The sequence below is a fragment of the Reyranella sp. genome, from assembly GCF_044224635.1.
GTDB lineage: Bacteria > Pseudomonadota > Alphaproteobacteria > Reyranellales > Reyranellaceae > Reyranella.
This window is the reverse complement of record NZ_JBGAKA010000003.1, coordinates 209,685-231,118: the sequence shown is the minus strand read 5'-3', so window position 1 is coordinate 231,118 and position 21,434 is coordinate 209,685. Positions and strand designations below refer to the sequence as shown.

Here is a 21,434-nt window from a genome sequence, read left to right as displayed (position 1 = left end):
CGGCCGGGTCACGCGCGCAAATCGGCCGCCGGCACCTGGATGGTGAAGCGTGCGCCCAGGATGCGGCCGGGCTCCGGCCCGTCGGCCGGCGCCCGGCGGTTGGAGGCCGTGATCGACCCGCCGTAAGTCTCCATGATCTGGCGGCAGATCGACAGGCCGAGGCCGGAGTGCTGGCCGAAATGCTCGGTTGGTCGCTCCGAGTAGAAACGCTCGAAGATCGATTCCAGGTTATCTTCGGGAATGCCCGGCCCCTCGTCGTCGATGGTGACGATGAACGGCCCGTTGCGCGGTGCGCGCGCGAGCTCGACGACGATGCGCGAGCCTGCGGGGCTGAAAGACAAGGCGTTGTCGATGACGTTGCGGAACACCTGGCCGTAGCGACCGTCGTGGCCGTGCGCCAGGAATGGCGGATTGGCGGCGAGGCGGAACTCGAGCTCGACGCCCGCCTTCTGCAGCGCCGTGGCGGCGTAGTGGCGCGCCATGTCGGCCAGCAGCAGGTTGAGATCGAGCGACTTCACGTCGCCGCGCATCAGCTCGGCATCGAGCCGCGAGGCGTCGGAGATGTCGGAGATCAGCCGGTTCAGCCGGTTGATGTCGTCCATCACGATGGCCATCAGCTTGTCGCGCTGGTCGGGCGTGAGCGTCGGACGCGACGCCATCTCGATCGCGGAACGCAGCGAGGTCAGCGGATTCTTCAATTCGTGCGCCACGTCGGCGGCGAAGCTCTCGATGGTGTTGAGGCGCTGCCACAAGGCCTCTGTCATCGAGCGCAGCGCGTCGTTGAGATCGCCGATCTCGTCGCCGCGCTTGCCGAGGTCGGGAATCTCGGGCCGGCTCTCGCGTGCCAGCCGGACCTCGTCGGCGGCGCGCGCCAGCCGCACGATCGGCTGGGTGATGGTGCCGGCGAGGTAGAGCGACAGCAACACGGTGATGCCGAGCGCGGCCGCGGCGATCACCATCATGTCGTAGCGCACCTCGCGCAGGGAAGCGGCGATGGCGCGGTTGTCGCGCATCAGCAGCAGGGCACCCAGCACCTGCTTGTAGCGCTGCACCGGCACCGCGGCGCTCAGGATCAGCCGGCCGTCGCCGGAGACGCGCACCGCCGAGGCGTTGAAGCCGCGCAGCGCGCTCTGGCCCTCGGGGAAGTCGCGCACCGTCGGCAGCACGCGCTCGACATATTCGGGAAAGCGGTCGGCGCGCGAGAGCTGGCGGGCGATCCACTCGCTCACGCGCTCGCCGAGATCGCCATGCGCCGGGGACGGCGATTCGGGCGGCGGCAATGGCACGACATGGATGCGGCCTGCCTCGCTCAGCAGCGCGGAGTCGCCCAGAAGCTCGCCGGTCTCGCTGAACAGCCGGGCGCGCACGCCGGTCGGATGGACCATGCGGGCGAGCAGCTGCCGGGCCGCCTCGGCATCGAGACGATTGACCGTGGTCTCGCCGCCCGCCACCGCGATCTCGGCGATGCCGGCGGCGACCATCTCGCCCTGCACGGCGAGCGATGCGAGCTCGGCGTCGATCAGCTCCTCCTCGTAGTCGCTGAGGTAGACCGCGCCCAGGGTAAGCAGCGCGACCGGCACGATGTTGAGCAGCAGGATGCGGCGGGTGAGCGGCGAGTAGCGTCGTGTCGCGCTGCGCCGGCGGCGCAACAGCGACGGCGTCTCGGTCGGACGCGCAGGCGCGAGCTCGCGGCGGCTGAAGGCAGCCGCGATACGCGAGAGGAAACCCTGCAGGCCGGACCAGCGCCGGCCGGGCTCAGGCGTCGCGGTATCGGTATCCGATGCCATAGAGCGTTTCGATCTGCTCGAACTCGCCGTCGACCTCGCGGAACTTGCGGCGCACCCGCTTGATGTGGCTGTCGATGGTCCGGTCGTCGACGTAGATTGTCTCGCCGTACGCCGCATCCATCAACTGGTCACGGTTCTTCACGTGCCCCGGCCGCTCGGCGAGCGACTTCAGCAGCAGGAACTCGGTGACCGTGAGATGCACCTCCTTGCTCTTCCAGGTGCACTGGTGACGGCTGGGGTCGAGCACCAACTCGCCGCGCACGATGCGCTCGACCTGACCCTCGCCCTTGCCGGTGCCCGAATCGGCGCGGCGCAGCACGGCGCGGATGCGCTCGAGCAGCAGGCGCTGGGAAAACGGCTTGCGGATGAAATCGTCGGCGCCCATGCGCAGGCCAAGCACCTCGTCGATCTCCTCGTCCTTGGAGGTGAGGAAGATCACCGGGAACTGCTGGGTCTTGCGGATGCGGTTCAGCAGCTCCATGCCGTCCATGCGCGGCATTTTGATGTCGAAGATGGCGAGATCGGGCGGCGCCTGGTTGAGGCCCTCGAGCGCCGAAGCCCCATCATTGTAGGTCTTCACCTGGAAGCCCTCGGTTTCCAGGAGCATCGAGACGGAGGTCAGGATGTTGCGGTCGTCGTCGACGAGGGCGATGTTCTTGCGCACGGCTTTGCTTCTCCTGACGGGTCGGACGGTGGCATAATCGTAGCACAGACCGGGGCGTTGCCGCCGCTGCCCCATTCTGCCATCCCTATGGACGAATTACGGCGTTTTTGACCAGAAATCATGATGAAAGACGTGGCGCCATGACAAATGACATGGCACGTGCCGCCCGCGACTTGGTGCGCGGGCTGGATCGCGCTGCCCTGGCCAGCCTCTTGCCGGCGCACGGGGGTGGCGAAGGCGCAGCCTGGCCCTATGCCTCGCTGGTCCTGGTGGCGGTCGATCACGATCTGTCGCCCATCCTCCTGTTGAGCGATCTCGCCGAGCACACCAAGGCGATTGCCGGCGAGGCGCGGGTGTCGCTGCTGTTCGACGGCACGCACGGGCTCGACCAGCCGCTCACCGGGCCGCGCGTCACCCTGGTCGGGCGCGCCGGCCGGACGGACGACGAGAGGCTGCGCCGGCGCTTCCTGGCGCGCCATCCGGATGCCGACCTGTATGCCGGCTTCAAGGATTTCGCCTTCTATCGGGTGGCCGTCGAGCGCGCCCACCTGGTCGCGGGCTTCGGCAGGATCCGTTGGCTTTCCTCCGACGAGTTGCGCGGCGAGGCGACGGCCGATGGCCTCGCCGCCGCCGAGCCGGGCATCGTCGAGCATATGAACAAGGACCATGCCGACGCCGTCCAGCTCTATGCCGGGAAGTTGCTTGGCCGCGCCGGTGATGGCTGGCGGATGACCGGAATCGACGCCGAGGGTATCGACCTGCGGTCCGGCGGCGAGGTCGCCCGCCTGGCCTTCGACAGGCCGCTTGCCGCCGCCGCGCAGGCGCGCGGGATCCTGGTCGATCTCGTCAAACGGGCGCGGGCGGCGTCCTCCATCCCTCCCCCGTAATCGCCTTTCACTCTCCTCCCCAGCTTCGCTGGGGAGGTGCCCCGTCATACGGGGCGGAGGGGTCATGAGCAGCGGGACTGGGGCTCATGACCCCTCCGTCGCCGAAGACGGCGACACCTCCCCAAGCTACGCTTGGGGAGGAAAATGAGAGAGACGGGGAGGCCACCGGGGTCGTCACAGATTATCCACGGGATTTCCGCGCCGCGACATGCCATTCGCGGGTGCGAAACCACCCTCTTGCTCGTAGCGTTCGGAGTGTCGCATAGCCCTTGCGCCCTACAGCCAGGAGAAGCGCAGTGAGACAGACGGGCTTCGTCGTCCCCAAATTCGGAATTGAATCGCTCGGATTGAAGAATCGCGGCGCGGTCCATTGGAATCTCTCGGTGCCGGCTCTCTATGAAGAGGCGGTGCGCCGCGGCGAGGGAAGCGTCGCCGACGGCGGCGCGTTCGTCGTGCGTACCGGCATCCACACCGGCCGGTCGCCCAACGACAAGGTGTTCGTCGAGGATGCGGCGAGCCGCGATCGCGTCGACTGGGGCAAGACCAACAAGCCGATCTCGCCCGAGCGCTATCGCGCGCTCTACAACCGCATGACCGCCTATGCCCAGCGTCGTGACCTTTTCGTGCGCGATTGCTGGGCGGGCGCCGATCCGGCGCATCGCATCGGCGTGCGCGTCATCACCGAGACGGCCTGGCACAATCTCTTTGCGCGCAACATGTTCCTGCGGCCCAAGGCGGACGAGCTAGAAGGCTTCCAGCCCGACTTCACGATCCTGAACCTGCCCGGCTTCCAGGCCGATCCCAAGCTCGACGGTACCGCATCGGACTGCGCCATCCTGGTCAACTTCACCGACCGCGTGGTGGCGATCTGCGGCACCTGGTACGCCGGCGAGATCAAGAAGTCGGTGTTCACCATCATGAACTACCTGCTGCCCGACCGGAACGTGCTGCCGATGCACGCCTCGGCCAATGTCGGGCCGAACGGCGACGTGGCGATTTTCTTCGGCCTGTCGGGCACCGGCAAGACGACGCTGTCGGCCGATCCGGCGCGCACGCTGCTGGGCGACGACGAGCATGGCTGGGGCGAGCAGAGCCTGTTCAATTTCGAGGGCGGCTGCTACGCCAAGGTGATCAAGCTGAGCCGCGCCGCCGAACCCGAGATCTACGCCACCACCGAGCGCTTCGGCACCGTGCTTGAGAACGTGGTGATGGACCCTGCGACCGGCGGCCTCGATCTCGACGACGGCCGGCATACCGAGAACACGCGCGCCTGCTATCCGCTCGACTTCATCCCCAACGCTTCGCCCAGCGGCATCGCCGGCACGCCGGAGAACATCGTCATGCTGACGGCCGATGCGTTCGGTGTGTTGCCGCCGATCTCCCGGCTCACGCCCGAGCAGGCGATGTACCACTTCCTGTCAGGCTACACGGCGCGCGTCGCCGGCACCGAGAAGGGCGTGACCGAGCCGCAAGCCACCTTCTCGACCTGCTTCGGCGCGCCCTTCATGCCGCGTCATCCGACCGTCTATGCCAGGATGCTGGGCGAGAAGATGGCGCGCCAGCACGTCAAGTGCTGGCTGGTCAACACCGGCTGGTCGGGCGGCGGCTTCGGCGTCGGCGAGCGCATGTCGATCCGCCACACGCGGGCGATGCTGCGCGCCGCGCTCGACGGGCGGCTGGCCACGATTGCCAGCGTCGCCGATCCCCACTTCGGCATGCAGGTGCCGAGCGCCTGCCCCGACGTGCCGGGCGAGGTGCTGAACCCGAAGAATACCTGGAAGGACAAGAAGGCCTACGATTCGGCGGCGCGCGACGTTGCCCGCCGCTTCGAGGTCAACTTCCAGCAGTTCGAGAGCCACGTCGAGGACAAGGTCAACCGCGCCGCGATCCGCGCCGCGGCATGAGGCGCCACGCCATCCTCCCTGGCTTCGCCGGGGAGGTGTCGCCGTCATACGGCGACGAGGGGTCATGAGTCTCAGTGGGGCTTTCGACCCCTCCGTCGGCGATTACGCCGACACCTCCCCAGCGGAGCTGGGGAGGGGCCTGAGTTCCCCCACGGGCGAATTGTCCGGGGGCCTTCCCCTCATGGCGCCGACGTATCATCTTGTGGGTGCGTGAGCACGATTCCTGACGCACCCGATGCTGTCGCATCGCCCGTACGGCGCTGGCGGCTGCGCCTGCCGCTGATCTCGGCCCTGGTGCTGGCCTTCGTGTCGCTGGCCCTCATCTCCGGCGCCGCCTATCTCATCGTGTTGACCGGCGCGACCGGCACGGCCGACCGCCTGCTGATCGATCGGGCGGAGCGAACCATCGAGAGCCAGATCTCGCTGGTTCGCCGCCAGCTCGATCCGGTGACCGAGAACCTCGAGATGATCGCCGCTCTGATCGGCGCTGGCCGAATCGACATCGAATCGCCGGTCGACGTGCGCGAGGCGCTGCGGGTGATGATGGGGCGCGTGCCGGAGGTGTCCTATGTCGCCTTCGCGACTCTCGATCTCCAGACGCACGGCGTCTCGCGCCGGCCCAATGGCACCTTCACGGGCATCACCAGCTCGCTGCTCGATCAGCCGCGCGGCCTCGAACGGTTCCGTGACCTGCAGACCCTGACCAGGAGCTTCTGGGGTGCCCTGTTCTGGAGCGAACCGCTGCAGCAGCCAGTGCTCAACGTGCGCACGCCGGTGCGGCGGATCGACAATGCGTTCATCGGCGGCCTGATTGCCACCGTATCGGTCGGTGATCTGTCCTCGCTGATCAGCCTTGCGACGCCGGCCGGCGACGACGGCTTCTTCATCCTGGTCGGCCGCACCAACGTCCTGGCGCACCGCCGCCTGGTCAAGCCGGACGGTCTCGGGCTGTCGGAAACCCATCCGTTGCCGACGATCCAGGAGCTGGGAGACCCCGTCCTGGCGAAGATCTGGGCACCGCCGCTGCGCAGCGCGCAGATCGACCGCGCGCTGGGCTCGCTCGGCCATGTCGTCGAGGTGGAGGGCCAGCGCTGGGTGTTCGTTTACCGCGAGCTGAAGGGCTACGGGCCCGACCCCTGGCTGGTTGGCCAGTATTTCCCCATCGAGGAGGCGACCAGCGACTTGGTCCGCCTGACCAACGGCGCCATGGTCGGCGCCGGCACGCTCGCCGTCGCCGCCGTGCTGGCGCTGGTGATCGGGCTCAGCATGGCACGCTCGATCCGCACCATCACGTCGGCGGCCGAAGCGATCGAGCGACTGGAGTTCGACAAGCCGTTCCACCGCCGCTCCCTGCTGCGCGAGATCGACGATGCCGGCCACAGCCTCGACAAGGCGCGCGGCGCGCTGAAATGGTTCGGCGCCTACGTGCCGCACCGCCTCGTGTTCCGGTTGATGGAGCTCGGCGAAGATGCGGTGCGCTCGCGCCGCCGCACTGTCACGGTGATGTTCACCGACATCGTCGAGTTCACGCCGCAGGCCGAGGACCTGCCCGGCCAAGAAACGGCCGAGCTGCTCAATCATCATTTCGCGCTGCTCGGCGCCTGTATCGAGCGCGAGCACGGCGTGATTGACAAGTACATCGGCGACGCCGTCATGGCCGTCTGGGGCGGCCTGTCGCGCATGGAGGACCACGCCGACCATGCAGTGAGCGCGGCGCTCGCCATCGTGGATGTGGTCCGCGAGGACAATGAGATGCGGCGCGCCGCCGGCCAGCTGCCGATCCGGGTCCGCATCGGCCTCCATTCCGGGCCGGTCGTCGTCGGCAATATCGGTGCGCCCGGCCGCGTCAATTTCACCGTGGTCGGCGACACGGTGAACGTCGCCCAGCGCTTCGAGCAGCTCGGCAAGGAGTTCATGAAGGAAGGCGAGGAGATCGTCGTGCTGGTGAGCGGTGCCACGATGGCGGCGGTCAAGGACAAGGCCGCGCTCGGCATCGCCGCCGTCGCGCCGGTCCGCCGCCTGGTCAAGGGTCACGATGATCCGGTCGAGGTCTTTCGGTTGGCGTGAGGATGGAGAGCGTTGCCCCTGGGCTCGCAAGCCCCTACTGTGCGGCGTCATCGGAGCGAGCAAGGGACAGGGCATGAATCGACGCGACTTCTTGGTGTTGTCGAGCATGATCCTGGCGACGGGCCCCTTCTCCGGCGCAAGGGCGCAGGGCTCGGCCAAGCCGTTCACGTCGGAACAGCTCGACCAGATGCTGGCGCCGATCGCGCTCTATCCCGATGCGCTGCTGGCGCAGGTGCTGATGGCCGCCACCTATCCGCTGGAGATCGTCGAGGCGGCGCGCTGGGTGCAGGCCAATCCCAATCTCAAGGGGGATGCCGCGGTGGCCGCCGTCAAGGACAAGAGCTGGGATGTCAGCGTCAAGTCGCTGGTCGCCTTCCCGCAGGTCCTGACGATGATGAACGACAAGCTGGAGTGGACCCAGAAGCTCGGCGACGCGATGATCGGCCAGCAGAAGGAGGTGGCCGATTCGGTTCAGCGCCTGCGCGCCCGCGCGGCCGCCGCCGGCAACCTCAAGACGACGTCGCAGCAGAAGGTCACGACCCAGCCGGCGCCGTCCGGCGGGGCCAGCGCCATCATCATCGAGCCGGCCAATCCGGAAGTGATCTACGTGCCGTACTACAACCCGGCCTGGGCTTACGGCGCGTGGCCCTATCCGGCCTATCCGCCCTATTACTATCCGCCGCCGCCGGCCTACGGCTACGGCACCGCACTCGCAGCGGGCATGATGTTCGGCCTCGGCGTGGCCGCCGGTACCGCCATGTTCGGCGGCTGGCATTGGGGCTGGTCGGGCAACGGCTGGGGCAACAGCTACACCTCGGTCAACGTCAACAAGGCGGTCAACATCAGCCGCAACAACTTCGACGCCAACCGCTACGCCAACGGGCAATGGCGCCACGACCCGGCGCATCGTGACGGCGTGCCCTATCGCACCCAGCCCGAGCGCCAGGAATTCGGCCAGACGCGCATGGGCTCCCAGCAGCGCGAGCAGTTCCGCGGCCAGCTCGAGGGGCGCGACGGCGAGGCGACCAATCGACCCGGCGGCGGTGCCGGCACCCTGCAGCGACCCGAGCAGCCGCGCGTTCAGCAGCCCCGCGCAGAGCAGCCGAGGGCAGAGCAACCGCGTGCGGCAGAGCAGCCGCGCTCGACCTGGGAGAACCGCGGCGGCGCCTTCGAGGGCATCGATCGTGGCCAGGGGGTCAATCGCGACTTCGAGCAGGGCAACCGCTCGTGGGGCGATCGCGGCTTCGGCGGCGGCAGGGGTGGCGTTGGAGGCCGGCGATGAGCATGACAATGATGCGCCGGTTCCTGCTGGCGGTTGCCCTCGTGGCGGGCTTCGCCGCCGGCGCCGGCGCGCAGCAGCCGGCGCTGGCCAAGCCGCAGGGCTTTCCCACGGCCGAAGCGGCGGCCGCCGCGCTGACCGCGGCCGTGCGCAGCGGCGATCGCGCCGCCATTGCCAAGCTGTGGGGCAACGACTGGCGGGACTTCGTGCCGCTCAACGAAGAGGAGATGCAGCGCCGCCGCAATTCGTTCATCGCGGCGTGGGATGCCGGCCACAAGATCATCCCGTCGGGCGACAGCAAGGCGACGATCGAGGTCGGGCACGCCGGCTGGACGCTGCCGATCCCGCTGGTCAAGGACGGCGCGGAATGGCGCTTCGACATCGCGGCGGGCCTCAAGGAGATCGCGCTGCGCCGAATCGGCCACAACGAGCTGTCGGTGGTCCAGACGCTGCTCGCCATCGTCGATGCGCAGTACGACTATGCCGCGCTCGATCCGATGAAGACCGGCGCGCCGGTCTTTGCCCGCCGCCTGCTGAGCTCGGCGGGCAGCAAGGACGGCCTCTACTGGGCGACCAGCCCGGGCGAGCCGCAGAGTCCGCTGGGGCCGGCGGTGGCGCGGGCGCAGGTCGATGGCAAGTCGCCCGACGGTCATTACGGCTACTATTTCCGGCTGCTCTACGCGCAGGGCCCCGATGCGCCAGGCGGCGCGCGCGACTACATCCTGAACGGCCGCATGATCGGCGGCTTCGGCGCGATCGCCTGGCCGGTGCGCTACGGCGTGACCGGCATCATGACGTTCATCGTCGGCAACAACGGCGTCGTCTACCAGCGCGACCTCGGGTCCGACACCGCGCAGAAAGCGGGCTTGATCACTGTGTTCAATCCCGACAAGAACTGGGACAAGGCCAACTTGGCGCCGCCGTGAAGCGGCCTGCAGTGGGAGATCGAATGATGACGAAGACCATGGCTCTCGTAATGGTGCTGGCCGCCGGCCTGCTCGGTGGCTGCGAGAATATGACGCCGGGCCAGAAGGGCGCGGTGACCGGCGCGGCGCTGGGCACGGGCATCGGCATGGTGGCCGGTGGCAGCTTCGGCACGGTGGTCGGCGCCGGCCTGATCGGCGGCGCGGCCGGCTACATCACCGGCAGCGCCATCGGCAACAGGTAGCGCAGGAGGATTGGCCATGTTCGTCCGTTCCATTGCAGCCGCCGGCGCGCTGCTGATCGCCGCTTCCGCCTCGGCGCAGACGCCGATGCCGCCCACCAATTTCGAGCAGGCAGCCTACATCACCTGCCGCGAGGCGCACGCCATGAACCCTGAATCGCGCAAGGTGCTGGCGATCTTCCTCGCCGAGCACGCCGCCCGCTATCACGGCGTCCGCATTCCCGACGACGAACGCGGCACGCAGATCGCCTACCTGGTGCGTGGCGGCTGCACCCTGTCGCCCGACGCCCACCTGTTCGCGGTCGTCGACAAGGCGATCATTGCCGAGATGAGCAGACTGCCGAAGCGCTAGGGGCCGAGGCCCCCTAGCGGGGCCCTGGCGGGGGAGAGGAGGAAGAAGGGGGAGCAAAGCCTACGTCAGCTTGATCATGATGTGCCTGGCGTAGGCCGGCCGCGTCGTCAGGCGGTCGTACCAGGCGCGAACGTTCTTGAGCTCGGGCCGTTCGATGTCGAGGGCGTACCAGCGATAGACGAAGCAGCCGACCGGAATGTCGCCCATGGTGAAATGCTGGCCGGCGACGTAACGGCGGCCGGCGAGCCAGCCGTCGAGGCGGCCGAACAGGCGGCCGGCATCCTCCGCCGCCTTCCTGATGGCTGCCATGTCGCGTTTCTCCTGTGGCGTGCGGATCAGGCCCCAGAACACCACGCGCATCGCCTCGGAGATCGTGCTGAGCTGCCAGTCCATCCAGCGGTCAGCCTCGCTGCGCTGGCCGGGATCGATCGGCCACAACGTGCCGGCGGCGTACTTGGCGGCGAGGTAGCGCACCGCCGAGTTGCTCTCCCAGATGATCTGGCCGCCGTCCTCGATGGTCGGCACGACGCCGTTGGGGTTCATGTCGAGGTACCATTTCTGGTCGTTGCCGCCGAAAGCGCCGCCGACGTCGGTGCGCTCGTGGGTGATGCCGCATTCGTCGGCGGCCCACAGCACCTTCTGCACGTTGATCGAGTTGGCTCGGCCCCAGATCTTCATCGTTCGTCTCCCCTTGGTCTCAGCATTCCCAGCGCGGCTTGCCGCCAATGATCCGCAAGAGCTGCTTGGTGTTGGGATAGCCGCTCTGCAGGGGCGGCGGCGCCTCGAACCTGATCTGCGATTCGTCGACCCACACCGGTTTCGGACGCAGCAAGCCGGGACCGGCACCCGGGCAGTTCGGCCCGTCCTCGATCTTGGTCACGGTCGGCGGGTCGTGGCTCATGTCCAGGAGCTCGAGGTCGACCCCGTTCATCTGGTTCGACTCGAGGGCAACCGCCCAGCGGCCGGACGGCGAGAGGACCGGCGGCGCCGTGGCCACGGTCACATGGCCGTCACGCTGCGACACCAGGTAGGCGACGCCGGCTTCATAGAGAGCCACGTTCACCACGTAGAGGCGATATTTGGGCCACCACCCGACCAGGCGGTGGACGCGCATGTCGCCATCGCAGCGGTCCGTGACAAGGCAGTCGGTCAGGCTGAGGGTGCGGTTGCCGTCGAGCTTCAATCGGAGGACCTGTCCGTTGCGCGCTGCCGAGCCCGGCACCCTGGCAATGGCCGCCGCTTCGGATGCGTGAACCGTGCCGCGGCTGGCGCCGCAGCACGCCTGGTTCTCGATCGTTGCCTTCGAGCCCTTGAGCAGGGATGCCGTCCGCTGCTCTGGTGAGTCCTGCGCCTCGGCCGTCGTTGCCAGGCCAAGACAGGCGGCGGTCGCGATCCATGTCGATAGCCGCATCGCTAGTGCGCCGCCGCCCAGTTGTTGCCGACGCCGGTCTCGACAACCAGCGGCACCGAGAGCGCGGCGGCGCCTTCCATGACGCGGCGCGCCACGTCCTTGGTCTTGTCGATCTCGGCCACCGGAACCTCGAACAGCAGCTCGTCGTGGACCTGCAGCAGCATGCGGGCCGCGAGCCCGGCCGAGGCAAGCGCGCCGGGCAGGCGGATCATCGCCTTCTTGATGATGTCGGCGGCGCCGCCCTGCAGCGGCGCGTTGATCGAGGCGCGCTCGGCGAAGGCGCGCATGCCCTGGCTCTTGTCGTTGATGAAGCGAAGGTGAACCTTGCGGCCGAACGGCGTCTTCACGTAGCCGTGCTTGCGCGCGTATGCCTTGGTCGTCTCCATGTAGTCGCGGATGCCGGGGTAGCGCTGGAAGTAGCGGCTGATGTACTCGCGCGCCTCGGGCTGGCCGATGCCGAGCTGCTGGGCGAGCCCGAATGCCGAGATGCCGTAGATGATGCCGAAATTGATCGCCTTGGCGCGCCGCCGCACCAGCGGGTCCATGCCCTTGACCGGCACGCCGAACATCTCGCTGGCGGTGATGGCGTGGATGTCGTCGCCGCGGGCAAATGCCTCCTTGAGCGACTTGATGTCGGCGACATGCGCGAGCAGGCGCAGCTCGATCTGCGAGTAGTCGGCGGACAGCAGCTTGTGGCCCTGCTCGGCGATGAAGGCCTCGCGGATCTTGCGGCCTTCCTCGGTGCGCACCGGGATGTTCTGCAGGTTGGGATCGGTCGAGGCGAGACGGCCGGTGGCGGCGCCCGTCATCTGGTAGGAGGTATGCACGCGCCCCGTCTTCGCGTCGAGCTCGCGCACCAGGGCGTCGGTGTAGGTGCCCTTCAGCTTGGCGATCTGGCGATGCTCCATGATCTTGACCGGCAGGGCATGGCCCTGCGCCGCCAGATCCTCGAGGATGGAGACGTCGGTCGCCCACGAGCCGTTCTTGTTGCGCCGGCCGCCCGGCAGCTTCTGCTCGTCGAACAGGATCTCGCCCAGCTGCTTGGGCGAGCCGACATTGAACTCGCGGCCGGCGACCTTGTGGATCTCGTGCTCAAGCTCGCCCATGCGCTTCTCGAACTCGGCGGAGAGCTTCCTGAGCTGCGGCGCGTCGACCTTGATGCCGGCCTGCTCCATGCCGAGCAGCACGGAAATCAGCGGCCGCTCGATGGTCTCGTAGACGGTGACCATATGGTCGGTGGCCAGCCGGGGCTTGAACTGCGCCCATAGCTGCATGGTGACGTCGGCATCCTCGGCGGCATAGTCGCGCGCCTTGTCGATCGGCACCCGGTCGAAGCTCACCTGCTTGGCCCCGCTGCCGGCGACGTCGGAGAACTTGATGGTCTTCTGGCCGAGATAGCGCTCGGCCAGCTCGTCCATGCCGTGATTGTGCGAGCCGGCATCGAGCACGAAGGAGAGCAGCATGGTGTCGTCGACCGGGCCGATCTCGACGCCGTAGCGGCGGAACACCGCCATGTCGTACTTGATATTCTGGCCGACCTTGAGGACCGACGGATCCTCCAGCATCGGCTTCAGCCGGGCGATCGCCGCGTCGAGCGGGATCTGACCGGGCAGCAGCCTGCCGTCGCCCTGGGCGGCCCCGTCGCCGCCGAGATCGAGCGAGCCCTGCGCCTCGCCGCCCGGCGCGCGATGCCGCAGCGGCAGGTAGGCGGCGCGGCGGCGATTCGAATTGACGTTGCCCCACGGCCCTTCGAGCAGGGCGAGCGAGACGCCGACCAGGCCCGCGTTGTTCGAGTCGAGCGCATCGGTCTCGCAGTCGAAGGCGACGACTCCTGCCCTGGTCGCCTCGCCAACCCATTCGTCGAGCGCCTTCTCGTCCTGGATCAGCTCGTAGTCGGCCTGGGTGAAAGGCCGGTTGCTCCTGGCGCGGGCTGGCGCCGGCTTGGGCGCGGTCGCCGGCGCCGGCTGGACCGGCGCGGCGGCCGGTGCCACCGGATCGCTGGCCTCGCCGAGCTCGCCGCGATAGCGCTGCAGCAGGCTCTTGAAGCCCTGCTGCTCGAGCCACGGCAGCAACACGTTGGGGTCGGGCTTGCGCTTGTCGAAGGAGTCGGGATCGGCGGGCGGCGGCGCGTCGTCGCGCAGCGTGACGAGCTTCAGCGAGATGCGCGCCAGCCCGGCATTCTGCTGCAGCGCCTCGCGGCGCTTGGGCTGCTTGATCTCGCCGGCGCGCTGCAGCAGCGTCTCGAGATCGCCGTACTCGTTGATCAGCTGGGCGGCGGTCTTGACGCCGATGCCCGGCACGCCGGGCACGTTGTCGGTCGAATCGCCGGCCAGCGCCTGAACGTCGACCACCTTGTCGGGCGTCACGCCGAACTTCTCCATCACTTCCTGCGGGCCGATCCTGGTCTTCTTGATCGGGTCCATCATCTCGACGCCGGGCCGGATGAGCTGCATCAGGTCCTTGTCCGAGGAGACGATGGTGCAGGTGGCGCCGGCCTCGACGGCGAGGCGGGCGTAGGTCGCGATCAGGTCGTCGGCCTCGAAGCCGTCGAGCTCGCAGACCGTGACGTTGAAGGCCTTCGCCGCCTCGCGGATCAGCGGAAATTGCGGGATCAGGTCATCGGGCGGCGGCGGGCGGTTGGCCTTGTACTTGTCGTAGATCTCCTTGCGGAAGGTCACCTCGCTGGCATCCAGGATCATGGCGACGTGGTCGACCTCGGGCTTGTCCAGGAGGTCGGCCACCAGCATACGGCAGAAGCCGTAGACGGCGTTGATCGGCGTGCCGTCCGGCCGCGTCATCGGCGGCAGGGCATGATAGGCACGGAACAGGTAGCCCGAGCCGTCGACCAGGTAGAGATGGCGCAGCGGCTTGTCGTCGCCCGCCGCCGCCGTCGCGCCCGAGGAATTGCCGTTGGCTGCCGGGTTGGCAGCCGTTGCCGTCGTTTTCGCCATGCCAGAGCCCTACCATGCGCCGCAAGGCGCGGGGACCGAAACTTCGGTGAATTTAGGGTATGGTTGGCACTTCTGCGACCGGGGAAATTCCGAAAGGAAAGGTCCCTCGCTTCCGGCGCTTGCAAAGCAAGCGCCGGAAGCGAGGGACCTTTCGTTGGACGTTACCCCTTCGTCGACTCAAGCGTCGGCAGGCGGTAGCGGTCGTCGGGCTTCTTCCAGCCCTTGAAGTTGGGCTTGCGCTTCTCGGCGAAGGCGGCGCGCGATTCCATCAGGTCACTCTTGTCGCCGTGCTCGTGCAGGGCGGCGGCGAGGCGCTGCATGTCGGGGCCGGGGGCCGGCCGCATCTGGCGCATCATGTGCACGGTGTTGACGCGCGACGCCGGCGGCAGGGTGAGCAGGTGCTCGGCCATCTTGAGGGCCTCGGGCATCAGCTGGTCGGGCTCGACCAGGCGGTTGAGGAAGCCGATCTCGTAGAAGCGCTGCGCCGTGAAGCGGAAGCCCAGCGCCATCTCCATGGCGATCGGGTAGGGCAGGTTGGCGATGTGGCCGTGATTGTAGCCGCCGAGCAGCCAGCGCTTGGCCTCGGAGACCTCGAAGATCGCCTCGCGTACGGCCAGGCGGAGATCGGTGCGCTCGACCAGCATGAAGCCGCCGCCCATGGCGAAGCCGTTGACCGCGGCGATCACCGGCTTCTCGAGCGCGCCGGTCATGAAGGGATCCTCCATCTTCGGCCGCTCGCCGCCCGGCGCGCCCTTCTGCAGGGACTCCTTCATGTCCTCGCCGGCGCAGAAGCCGCGCCCGGCGCCGGTGAAGATCGCGACCTCGAGCTCCTTGGAATGGCGGAAATCGGTCCAGGCCTGCGCCAGCTCGGCCCGCATCTCGGTGTTGAGCGCGTTCAGCCGGTCCGGCCGGTTCATGCGCACCACCAGCACCTGTCCATGACGTTCGGTCTCGACGACGGCCATTTGTTTTCTCACCGTGTGGGTTGATCTGGGGAGTTTGCGACTGGACCTGCGGGAGGGGCAAGGGCGATGACGCCGATCCTGACCGGCCGCTGCGCGTCGAGACGGGCTGGCGACGTCCCTTGAAGCAGATTGATCCGGATCAAGGCGCCTGGGCCGCCGTATCGTCAACCTTGAGAGGACGATGATCAGAGGAGCGCCCATGAGCGAGCACGCGGCGATCCACGATATCGCCCATCTGGGCGGCATCGAGCTGCTGACACCCGAGCCCGAGCGCAGCCTGTGGTATTTCCGCGACGTCCTCGGCATGGAGGTCGTGCATGCGGCGGGGCCGAGCGTCTATCTGCGCGGCTATGGCGATCGTGCCGCCAGCACATTCAAGCTCACCCACGCCGATGCGCCGGGCGTCGGCTGCATTTCCTGGCGGGCGGCGAGCGCGGCGGCGCTGGAGCGGCGGGCCGCGGCGCTCATGGCGGCCGGGTTGGGCGAGGGGTGGAGCAACGGCGATTTCGGCCGCGGCCGCTCCTTTCGCTTCCGCGATCCGGACGGACATTCGATGGCGCTCTACTACGAGGAGCTGGCGTACGAAGCGCCAACCGAGCTGCGCTCGGCTCTCAAGAACCAGCCGCAACGCTACACCGGGCGCGGCGTCGGCGTGCGCCGTACCGATCATCTCGCCCTGATGGCCCATGACGTTTCGGCCAACCGGCGCTTTGCCCAGGAGTTGCTGGGCTTCCAGTTGCGCGAGCAGGTGATCTTCGACGACGGACGGCAAGAGATCGGCTCGTGGATGAGCCCCAACGCCATCCACCACCAGCTCGCCTATGTCGCCGATCTCGACGGCGGGCACGGGCGCCTGCACCATGTCTCGCTGTGGGTTGACAACCGCGAGGACGTGCTGCGCGCCGCCGACATCCTCACCGAGAACGGCATCTTCATTGAGGCCGGGCCGTCCAAGCACAACAACTCGCAGGGCTTCTATCTCTATTCCTACGAGCCGGGCGGCAATCGGGTCGAGATTTACTCCGGCTCCTATCTCGTGCTGGCGCCCGACTGGCAACCGGTGATCTGGAACGAGCAGGAGCGCGGCAGCGGCACCTATTGGGGCGCGCCGCTCCCCGAAACCTTCCTGAAGTATGCCACTCCGACTGTCGCCGCCAAGAAGTAAACCTCAGGAGAAACCCAAGCGCCGGCGCAGGTCGCGATGGGGGTCGCCGGCAAGCAGTGCCGCAAGCTGCGCAGCATCGGCTGCCATCGCCGACCTTGTCGCGATGGCGCAGCAATAGGTCGTCACCAGGTTGCAGCCCGCAGGCAGGGGGCCGATCAGGTCGATGCCGGGCGTGGACAGGATCTCGGTGGCCTGGGTGCAGCCGATCGGGCGCGCAGCTTTCGAGGCGGCGAGGGCGCGCATGGCAGCGGCGCCATTGGGGGCCGGTCGCAGTCGCGCGGCGAGCCTGTCGCCGAGGCCGAGCTTGCTCAGCACCCCGGCGAAATGGATGCCGGCGGTCGCCCGAGCGGGGTCGGGAAAGTGGATGGCGTTGGCAGCGAGCAGCGCGGTGCGCAGTTGCTCGGCCGAGTCGATCGGCGGCGTCGGGTCTCCCGTGCGCACCGCGACCGCGGTCTCGACTACGCCGATGTCGCGCGCCGACGCTGCGTCGACATGACCGTCGCGAGCCAACCCGTCGATCAGGGCGCGGCTCAGGATCATGAGGTCGGCCGGCTCGCCGCCGAGCAGGCGGTCGCGCATCGCGCCGACCGCGCCGAAGGTGCCGTCGATGCGGCAGCCGCTCGCCGCCTCGAAGTCGGCGCGCAGGGCCTCGACCAGTCCCTGGGCGGCGCCGCCGCTCAAGACGCGGAGGGTCTTCATTGCACCTTGATGCCGGCGTGCTCGATCACCTTGGCCCATTTCTCGATGTCGCGGCGCAGGAAGGCGTCGAACTGGGCGGGCGTCATGGTCATCGGCTCGGCGCCTTGCTTCGCCCAGGCCTCGCGCAGCGACGGCTTGGCGATGATCCTGGTGATCTCGGCATTGAGCTTGTCGACGATGTCCTGCGGCGTCGCTTTGGGTGCCATGATGCCGAGCCAGATCGTCGTCTCGTAGCCCGGCACGCCGGCCTCGCTCATCGTCGGCACGGCGGGCAGCACGGTGGAGCGCTTGTCGCCCGTCGTCCCGAGCGCGCGGACCTGGCCAGCATCGATGTTGCCCTTCATGGCGGTGACGGCGTCGAACATGATCTGCACATGCCCGCCCATCACGTCGTTGCGCGCCTCGCCACTGTTCTTGTGCGGCACGTGCAGAAGGTCGGTGCCGGTCATCGTCTTGAACAGCTCGCCTGCCAAGTGATAGGGCGTGCCTGGCCCCGCCGACGCGTAGGCGAGCTTGCCGGGCTGCGCCCTGGCGAGCGCGATGAGCTCGGGGAGCGTCTTGGCCTGCAGGGAGGGCGAGACCACCATGACGAGGTCGGACGCGTTGACCGGCGCCACCGCCGCGAGGTCGCGCATCAGCGCATAGGGCTTCCTGATGAGCAGCGTCTCGTTGGTGGTGAGGGTGTTCGACATCATGAGCAGCGTGTAGCCGTCGGGCGCCGCCTTGGCGACGATGTCGGCGCCGATCGTGCCGCCCGCACCGGCCTTGTTCTCGACCACGAACTGCTGCTTCAGCGCGTCGCCCAGCTCCTGGGCGAGAATGCGCGCATAGATGTCGGCCGGTCCGCCGGGGCCGAACGGCACGACAATCTTCACCGGCTTGCTGGGCCATGCCTGCGCTGCGGCCGGCATCGCCGCCGCGGCGGCGCCGACGATCAGCAGGCTGCGTCTGGCGATCCTGCGCATGATGTTCCTCCCTGAGCTCCACGTCGTCGGGCGCGTGGTTGCCGGGAGTCATGGCATGGTGGCCAGGTCGGCGCCACCGTCGGAGTCATTACCGGGCGCGCGTCACTGCGAGTTTGGAGACCTCTCATTTTCCTCCCCAACTCTGTTGGGGAGGTGTCGCCGTCTTCGGCGACGGAGGGGTCATGAGCAGCGGGACTGAGGCCTCTGACCCCTCCGCCCCGTATGACGGGGCACCTCCCCAGCGAAGCTGGGGAGGGGGCTGAAAGGCGCGCCCCTATGCGAATGCCCTGCCGGATTGCGGGGGAGGAATATGAGATGCGTCCACTCCGTAGCAGCTTCGCTGAGGAGGAGACATGACATCAGCGCCACGTCGGCGGAGGCTACTCCGCCTTAAGTGGCGCGCTCCCGGCGCATGATTGGCTTAGACAGCTCCCGTTGTCTGGGCGGGCCGCCAGCGCAGCAGGTAGGCCTGGACGCGGCGGACCACGGCGGAGAGGATGACGCCGACGATCATCAGCACGAACACCGAGACCATCATGCCGGCAGCCTCGCCGCGTGCCTCGGCCTCGATGATCATGCGGCCGATGCCGTGCTCGGCGCCGATGAACTCGCCGACGATCACGCCGATCAGCGAGAACGACACGGCGGGCGACAGCGAGGCGAACAGCCAGGCCATGGTCGAGGGCACGATAACGGTGCGCGTCACCTGCCATTCGCCGGCGCCCAGCAGGCGGGCAGCATTGATGTGGTCGCGGTCGACCGAGCGGGCGCCCTCGAAGGTGTTGAAGAACACCAGGAACACCACGACCAGCCAGGCGGTCACGATCTTGGAGGCATCGCCGATGCCGAACGCCAGGATGATGATCGGCGCCAGGGCGATGCGCGGGATCGAGTTGAAGGCGGTGATGTAGGGATAGAAGATCTCGCTCAGCCGGTCCGAGCGGCCGAGCAGAAGACCGAGGAGGAAGCCCGAGCTCACGCCGGTGGCGAAGCCCCACAGCGTGTTCTTCAGGGTCACGCCGGTGGCGATCCAGAGGTTGTTCTCGGATTTTCCGATGCAGCGCGTGAAAGCGCCGGGATCGCCCACGGTCCATTTTCCGTCCGACGTCACCAGGCAGCCCATGCGCAGGAACTGCCTGTAGATCTCCGACGGCTTGGAGACGAAGTAGGGATCGAGCAGCTCGGGCACGGCCCACGGCGCCACGGCATGGAGCTCCCAGCCCCATTGCCAGATGGCGAGGGCTCCGAGGCCAATGGCGATCTGCCACAAGAGCGTCGTCAGCTTTCTCATCGGTCGCGGCTCACGGGCTGCGGGTCGCTCATGCGCTGCGCCCTTTTGCGAACTCCTCGCCGAGCGAATGCCAGACGTGCGAGAACAGCTCGGCATATTGCCGGGTCTCGCGCAGCGCCACGGCATCGCGCGGGCGCGGGAAGTCGACCTTGAAATCCTGCTTGATCCTGCCCGGTCGCGCCGACATCAGGATGATGCGGTCAGCCAGCGTCAGCGCTTCGCCGAGATCGTGGGTGACGAACAGCACGGTCTGGCGCGCCCGCTCCCACAGCTCGAGCAGCACCGAATGCATGTCGAGCTTGGTGTGGGTGTCGAGGGCGCCGAACGGCTCGTCCATCAGCAGGATCTCGGGCCGGGCGATCAGGGTGCGCATCAGCGACACGCGCTGGCGCATGCCGCCGCTCAGCGACGATGGATAGAAGCGGGCGAAGCCGTCGAGGCCGGCCTGGCGGATCGCCTCGGCGACGCGGCGGCGGCGCTCGTCCGCCGGTACCCCGGCGAGCTCGAGGGCGTAGCCGATATTGTCCTCGACGGTGCGCCACGGGAACAGCGTGTCCTTCTGGAAGACGTAGCCGACATGGCGGATCGGCCGGCCCGGCACCACCGGCACGTCGTCGACGCGGATGGTCCCGCCGGTGGGCGCGATCAGTGTCGCCACCATGTTGAGGATGGTGCTCTTGCCGCAGCCCGACGGGCCGAGCAGGGCCACGAACTCGCCGTCCTCGATCCGGAACGAGGCATCGTCGATCGCCACCACCTCGCGGCCCTCGGCGAGGAAGGTCTTGGAAAGTCCCCTGATGTCGATGCGGCAGCGGTTGGTGGACGCCTCAGGCCGGGTACTTGGCATGCGCCGCCTTGAGGAACTTGTCGGCGACGGCATCCTCGAGCTTGATCTGCTTGATGCCGGTGAGCTCGCTGTACCAGACCTTCTCGCCGCGGGCGTAGGATTGCGGCGTGATCAGGCCGTTCCAGTCGGCGACGTCCTTGAGCTCGCCGATCTCCAGCAGGTTGGAATCGCGCGACGTCGAGCCGACGAAGCGCTCGATCGAGCCCAGGATGGTCTCCGGATTGCTGACCTTGATCCACTGCACGGCACGCCACATCGCGTTGGTGAAGGCCTGCACCTTCTCGGGCTCCTTCTCGATGGTGGCGAGCAGGCAGAAATTGACGTTCACCGGCACCGGCCCGCCGACCACGGCGTCCCAGGTCTTGGCGTCGCTCGGCGAGTAGATCACCTTGCCCCAGCCGTTCCGCTCGGCCTCGGTCACGACCGAGATGGCGCTCGACAGCACGTCGATCTGCTTGGTCTTGAGCGACCCCAGCATGGTCTCGACGTTGCCGACGCCGACCCAGGTCACCTTGTCGGCGAGATCCATCTTCTCCATGAAATAGTGCGACCACAAATGCGAGGTTCCGCCGAGTGACGACACGCCGAAGATCGCCCGCCGACCGTCGGGCCGCTTCCAGGCCGCCGCCTTCTGCACCGTATCGATGCCCTGGTCGAACAGGTCCTTGCGGATGGCGAAGCGCACGCCGGGTGCGCGCTGGTCGAGCGTGTTGAGTGCCCGCGTCGGCCGGCCGTTCTTGTTGAGCTGCAGGACGTGCACGATGTCGGCGATGGCGAAGTCGCCCTGGCGCGAGGCCAGGATCTCTCGCGTCTTCACGCCGCTGCCGCCCTGGATCAGCTTGAACTCGTAGCCCTCGTCCTTGAAGAAGCCGCGCTCCTGGGCGACGAAGTGCACCTCGTAGGTTGGCACCGCGACGGGATAGACCGCCGATCCCGTCTTGCTCTGCGCCCGCGCCCCGGCGAACGGCCGCAGCGGCGTCGCCGCCGCCACCGCAACGATGCTGCGGCGCCTGATCACGAATGCCATACCACTCC

At 68.0% G+C, this 21,434-nt stretch carries 19 protein-coding genes; 8 read left to right on the top strand and 11 right to left on the bottom strand.

Annotated features, from left to right (window positions below):
- Window positions 1–8: 8 nt before the first annotated feature.
- Together ACILR9_RS04710 and ACILR9_RS04705 are read right to left on the bottom strand one after the other, a co-directional pair.
- Window positions 9–1,787 (bottom strand): stimulus-sensing domain-containing protein, encoded by a 1,779-nt coding sequence (locus ACILR9_RS04710; protein WP_395708738.1) that lies wholly within the window; start codon window positions 1,785–1,787, stop codon window positions 9–11.
- On the bottom strand, window positions 1,756–2,451 hold the full coding sequence (locus ACILR9_RS04705; RefSeq protein WP_395708737.1) for a response regulator transcription factor: 696 nt from the start codon (window positions 2,449–2,451) through the stop codon (window positions 1,756–1,758). The genes ACILR9_RS04710 and ACILR9_RS04705 overlap by 32 nt, the downstream gene beginning before the upstream one ends.
- A gap of 152 nt (window positions 2,452–2,603) precedes the next feature.
- On the opposite strand from ACILR9_RS04705, the gene ACILR9_RS04700 reads away from it, so the two are divergent.
- The 7 genes from ACILR9_RS04700 to ACILR9_RS04670 all read left to right on the top strand — a co-directional run bounded on the left by ACILR9_RS04700 (window position 2,604) and on the right by ACILR9_RS04670 (window position 10,105).
- On the top strand, window positions 2,604–3,338 hold the full coding sequence (locus ACILR9_RS04700; protein ID WP_395708736.1) for a HugZ family protein: 735 nt from the start codon (window positions 2,604–2,606) through the stop codon (window positions 3,336–3,338).
- Window positions 3,339–3,634: 296 nt separating this feature from the next.
- Entirely contained in the window at window positions 3,635–5,242 is a 1,608-nt protein-coding gene (locus ACILR9_RS04695) for a phosphoenolpyruvate carboxykinase (protein WP_395708735.1), read from the top strand.
- Window positions 5,243–5,452: 210 nt separating this feature from the next.
- Window positions 5,453–7,309 (top strand): adenylate/guanylate cyclase domain-containing protein, encoded by a 1,857-nt coding sequence (locus ACILR9_RS04690; protein ID WP_395708734.1) that lies wholly within the window; start codon window positions 5,453–5,455, stop codon window positions 7,307–7,309.
- Window positions 7,310–7,382: 73 nt separating this feature from the next.
- Complete coding sequence (locus ACILR9_RS04685) at window positions 7,383–8,591, top strand: DUF3300 domain-containing protein (protein ID WP_395708733.1); 1,209 nt, start codon at window positions 7,383–7,385, stop codon at window positions 8,589–8,591.
- Window positions 8,588–9,514, top strand: a complete 927-nt coding sequence (locus ACILR9_RS04680) for a DUF2950 domain-containing protein (RefSeq protein WP_395708732.1) — start codon at window positions 8,588–8,590, stop codon at window positions 9,512–9,514. Before ACILR9_RS04685 ends, ACILR9_RS04680 begins: the two co-directional genes overlap by 4 nt.
- A 23-nt stretch (window positions 9,515–9,537) precedes the next feature.
- Window positions 9,538–9,756, top strand: coding sequence for a hypothetical protein (locus tag ACILR9_RS04675; RefSeq protein WP_395708731.1), 219 nt, complete (start codon window positions 9,538–9,540; stop codon window positions 9,754–9,756).
- Window positions 9,757–9,772: 16 nt separating this feature from the next.
- Window positions 9,773–10,105, top strand: coding sequence for an HdeA/HdeB family chaperone (locus ACILR9_RS04670; protein WP_395708730.1), 333 nt, complete (start codon window positions 9,773–9,775; stop codon window positions 10,103–10,105).
- 60 nt (window positions 10,106–10,165) lie between these two features.
- Here ACILR9_RS04670 and ACILR9_RS04665 read toward each other — a convergent pair whose 3' ends face one another.
- The 4 genes from ACILR9_RS04665 to ACILR9_RS04650 all read right to left on the bottom strand — a co-directional run bounded on the left by ACILR9_RS04665 (window position 10,166) and on the right by ACILR9_RS04650 (window position 15,432).
- Window positions 10,166–10,783 (bottom strand): glutathione S-transferase family protein, encoded by a 618-nt coding sequence (locus ACILR9_RS04665; RefSeq protein WP_395708729.1) that lies wholly within the window; start codon window positions 10,781–10,783, stop codon window positions 10,166–10,168.
- 19 nt (window positions 10,784–10,802) lie between these two features.
- A complete protein-coding gene (locus ACILR9_RS04660; protein WP_395708728.1) occupies window positions 10,803–11,516 on the bottom strand; it encodes a hypothetical protein in 714 nt (237 codons plus the stop codon).
- A 2-nt stretch (window positions 11,517–11,518) separates the two neighbouring features.
- A complete protein-coding gene (gene polA / locus ACILR9_RS04655; RefSeq protein WP_395708727.1) occupies window positions 11,519–14,467 on the bottom strand; it encodes a DNA polymerase I in 2,949 nt (982 codons plus the stop codon).
- A 161-nt stretch (window positions 14,468–14,628) separates the two neighbouring features.
- A complete protein-coding gene (locus ACILR9_RS04650; RefSeq protein WP_395708726.1) occupies window positions 14,629–15,432 on the bottom strand; it encodes an enoyl-CoA hydratase/isomerase family protein in 804 nt (267 codons plus the stop codon).
- A 199-nt stretch (window positions 15,433–15,631) separates the two neighbouring features.
- Between ACILR9_RS04650 and ACILR9_RS04645 the strand changes: the two genes are divergently transcribed.
- Window positions 15,632–16,597: a VOC family protein gene (locus tag ACILR9_RS04645; protein ID WP_395708725.1), complete on the top strand. Its 966-nt coding sequence runs from the start codon at window positions 15,632–15,634 to the stop codon at window positions 16,595–16,597.
- Window positions 16,598–16,600: 3 nt separating this feature from the next.
- On the opposite strand, the gene ACILR9_RS04640 is transcribed toward ACILR9_RS04645, so the two are convergent.
- From ACILR9_RS04640 to ACILR9_RS04620, 5 genes are all read right to left on the bottom strand, one after another.
- The gene (locus ACILR9_RS04640; protein ID WP_395708724.1) at window positions 16,601–17,296 is read right to left on the bottom strand and encodes a molybdate ABC transporter substrate-binding protein; all 696 of its coding nucleotides are present in this window, start codon (window positions 17,294–17,296) and stop codon (window positions 16,601–16,603) included.
- Window positions 17,293–18,261 carry a tripartite tricarboxylate transporter substrate binding protein gene (locus ACILR9_RS04635; RefSeq protein ID WP_395708723.1) on the bottom strand — a complete coding sequence of 323 codons (969 nt, stop codon included), beginning with the start codon at window positions 18,259–18,261 and terminating at the stop codon, window positions 17,293–17,295. Before ACILR9_RS04635 ends, ACILR9_RS04640 begins: the two co-directional genes overlap by 4 nt.
- A 421-nt stretch (window positions 18,262–18,682) precedes the next feature.
- A complete protein-coding gene (locus ACILR9_RS04630; protein WP_395708722.1) occupies window positions 18,683–19,552 on the bottom strand; it encodes an ABC transporter permease in 870 nt (289 codons plus the stop codon).
- A 28-nt stretch (window positions 19,553–19,580) separates the two neighbouring features.
- Window positions 19,581–20,399 (bottom strand): ABC transporter ATP-binding protein, encoded by an 819-nt coding sequence (locus ACILR9_RS04625; RefSeq protein WP_395708721.1) that lies wholly within the window; start codon window positions 20,397–20,399, stop codon window positions 19,581–19,583.
- Window positions 20,380–21,426: an ABC transporter substrate-binding protein gene (locus ACILR9_RS04620; RefSeq protein WP_395708720.1), complete on the bottom strand. Its 1,047-nt coding sequence runs from the start codon at window positions 21,424–21,426 to the stop codon at window positions 20,380–20,382. The genes ACILR9_RS04625 and ACILR9_RS04620 overlap by 20 nt, the downstream gene beginning before the upstream one ends.
- Window positions 21,427–21,434: the final 8 nt, after the last annotated feature.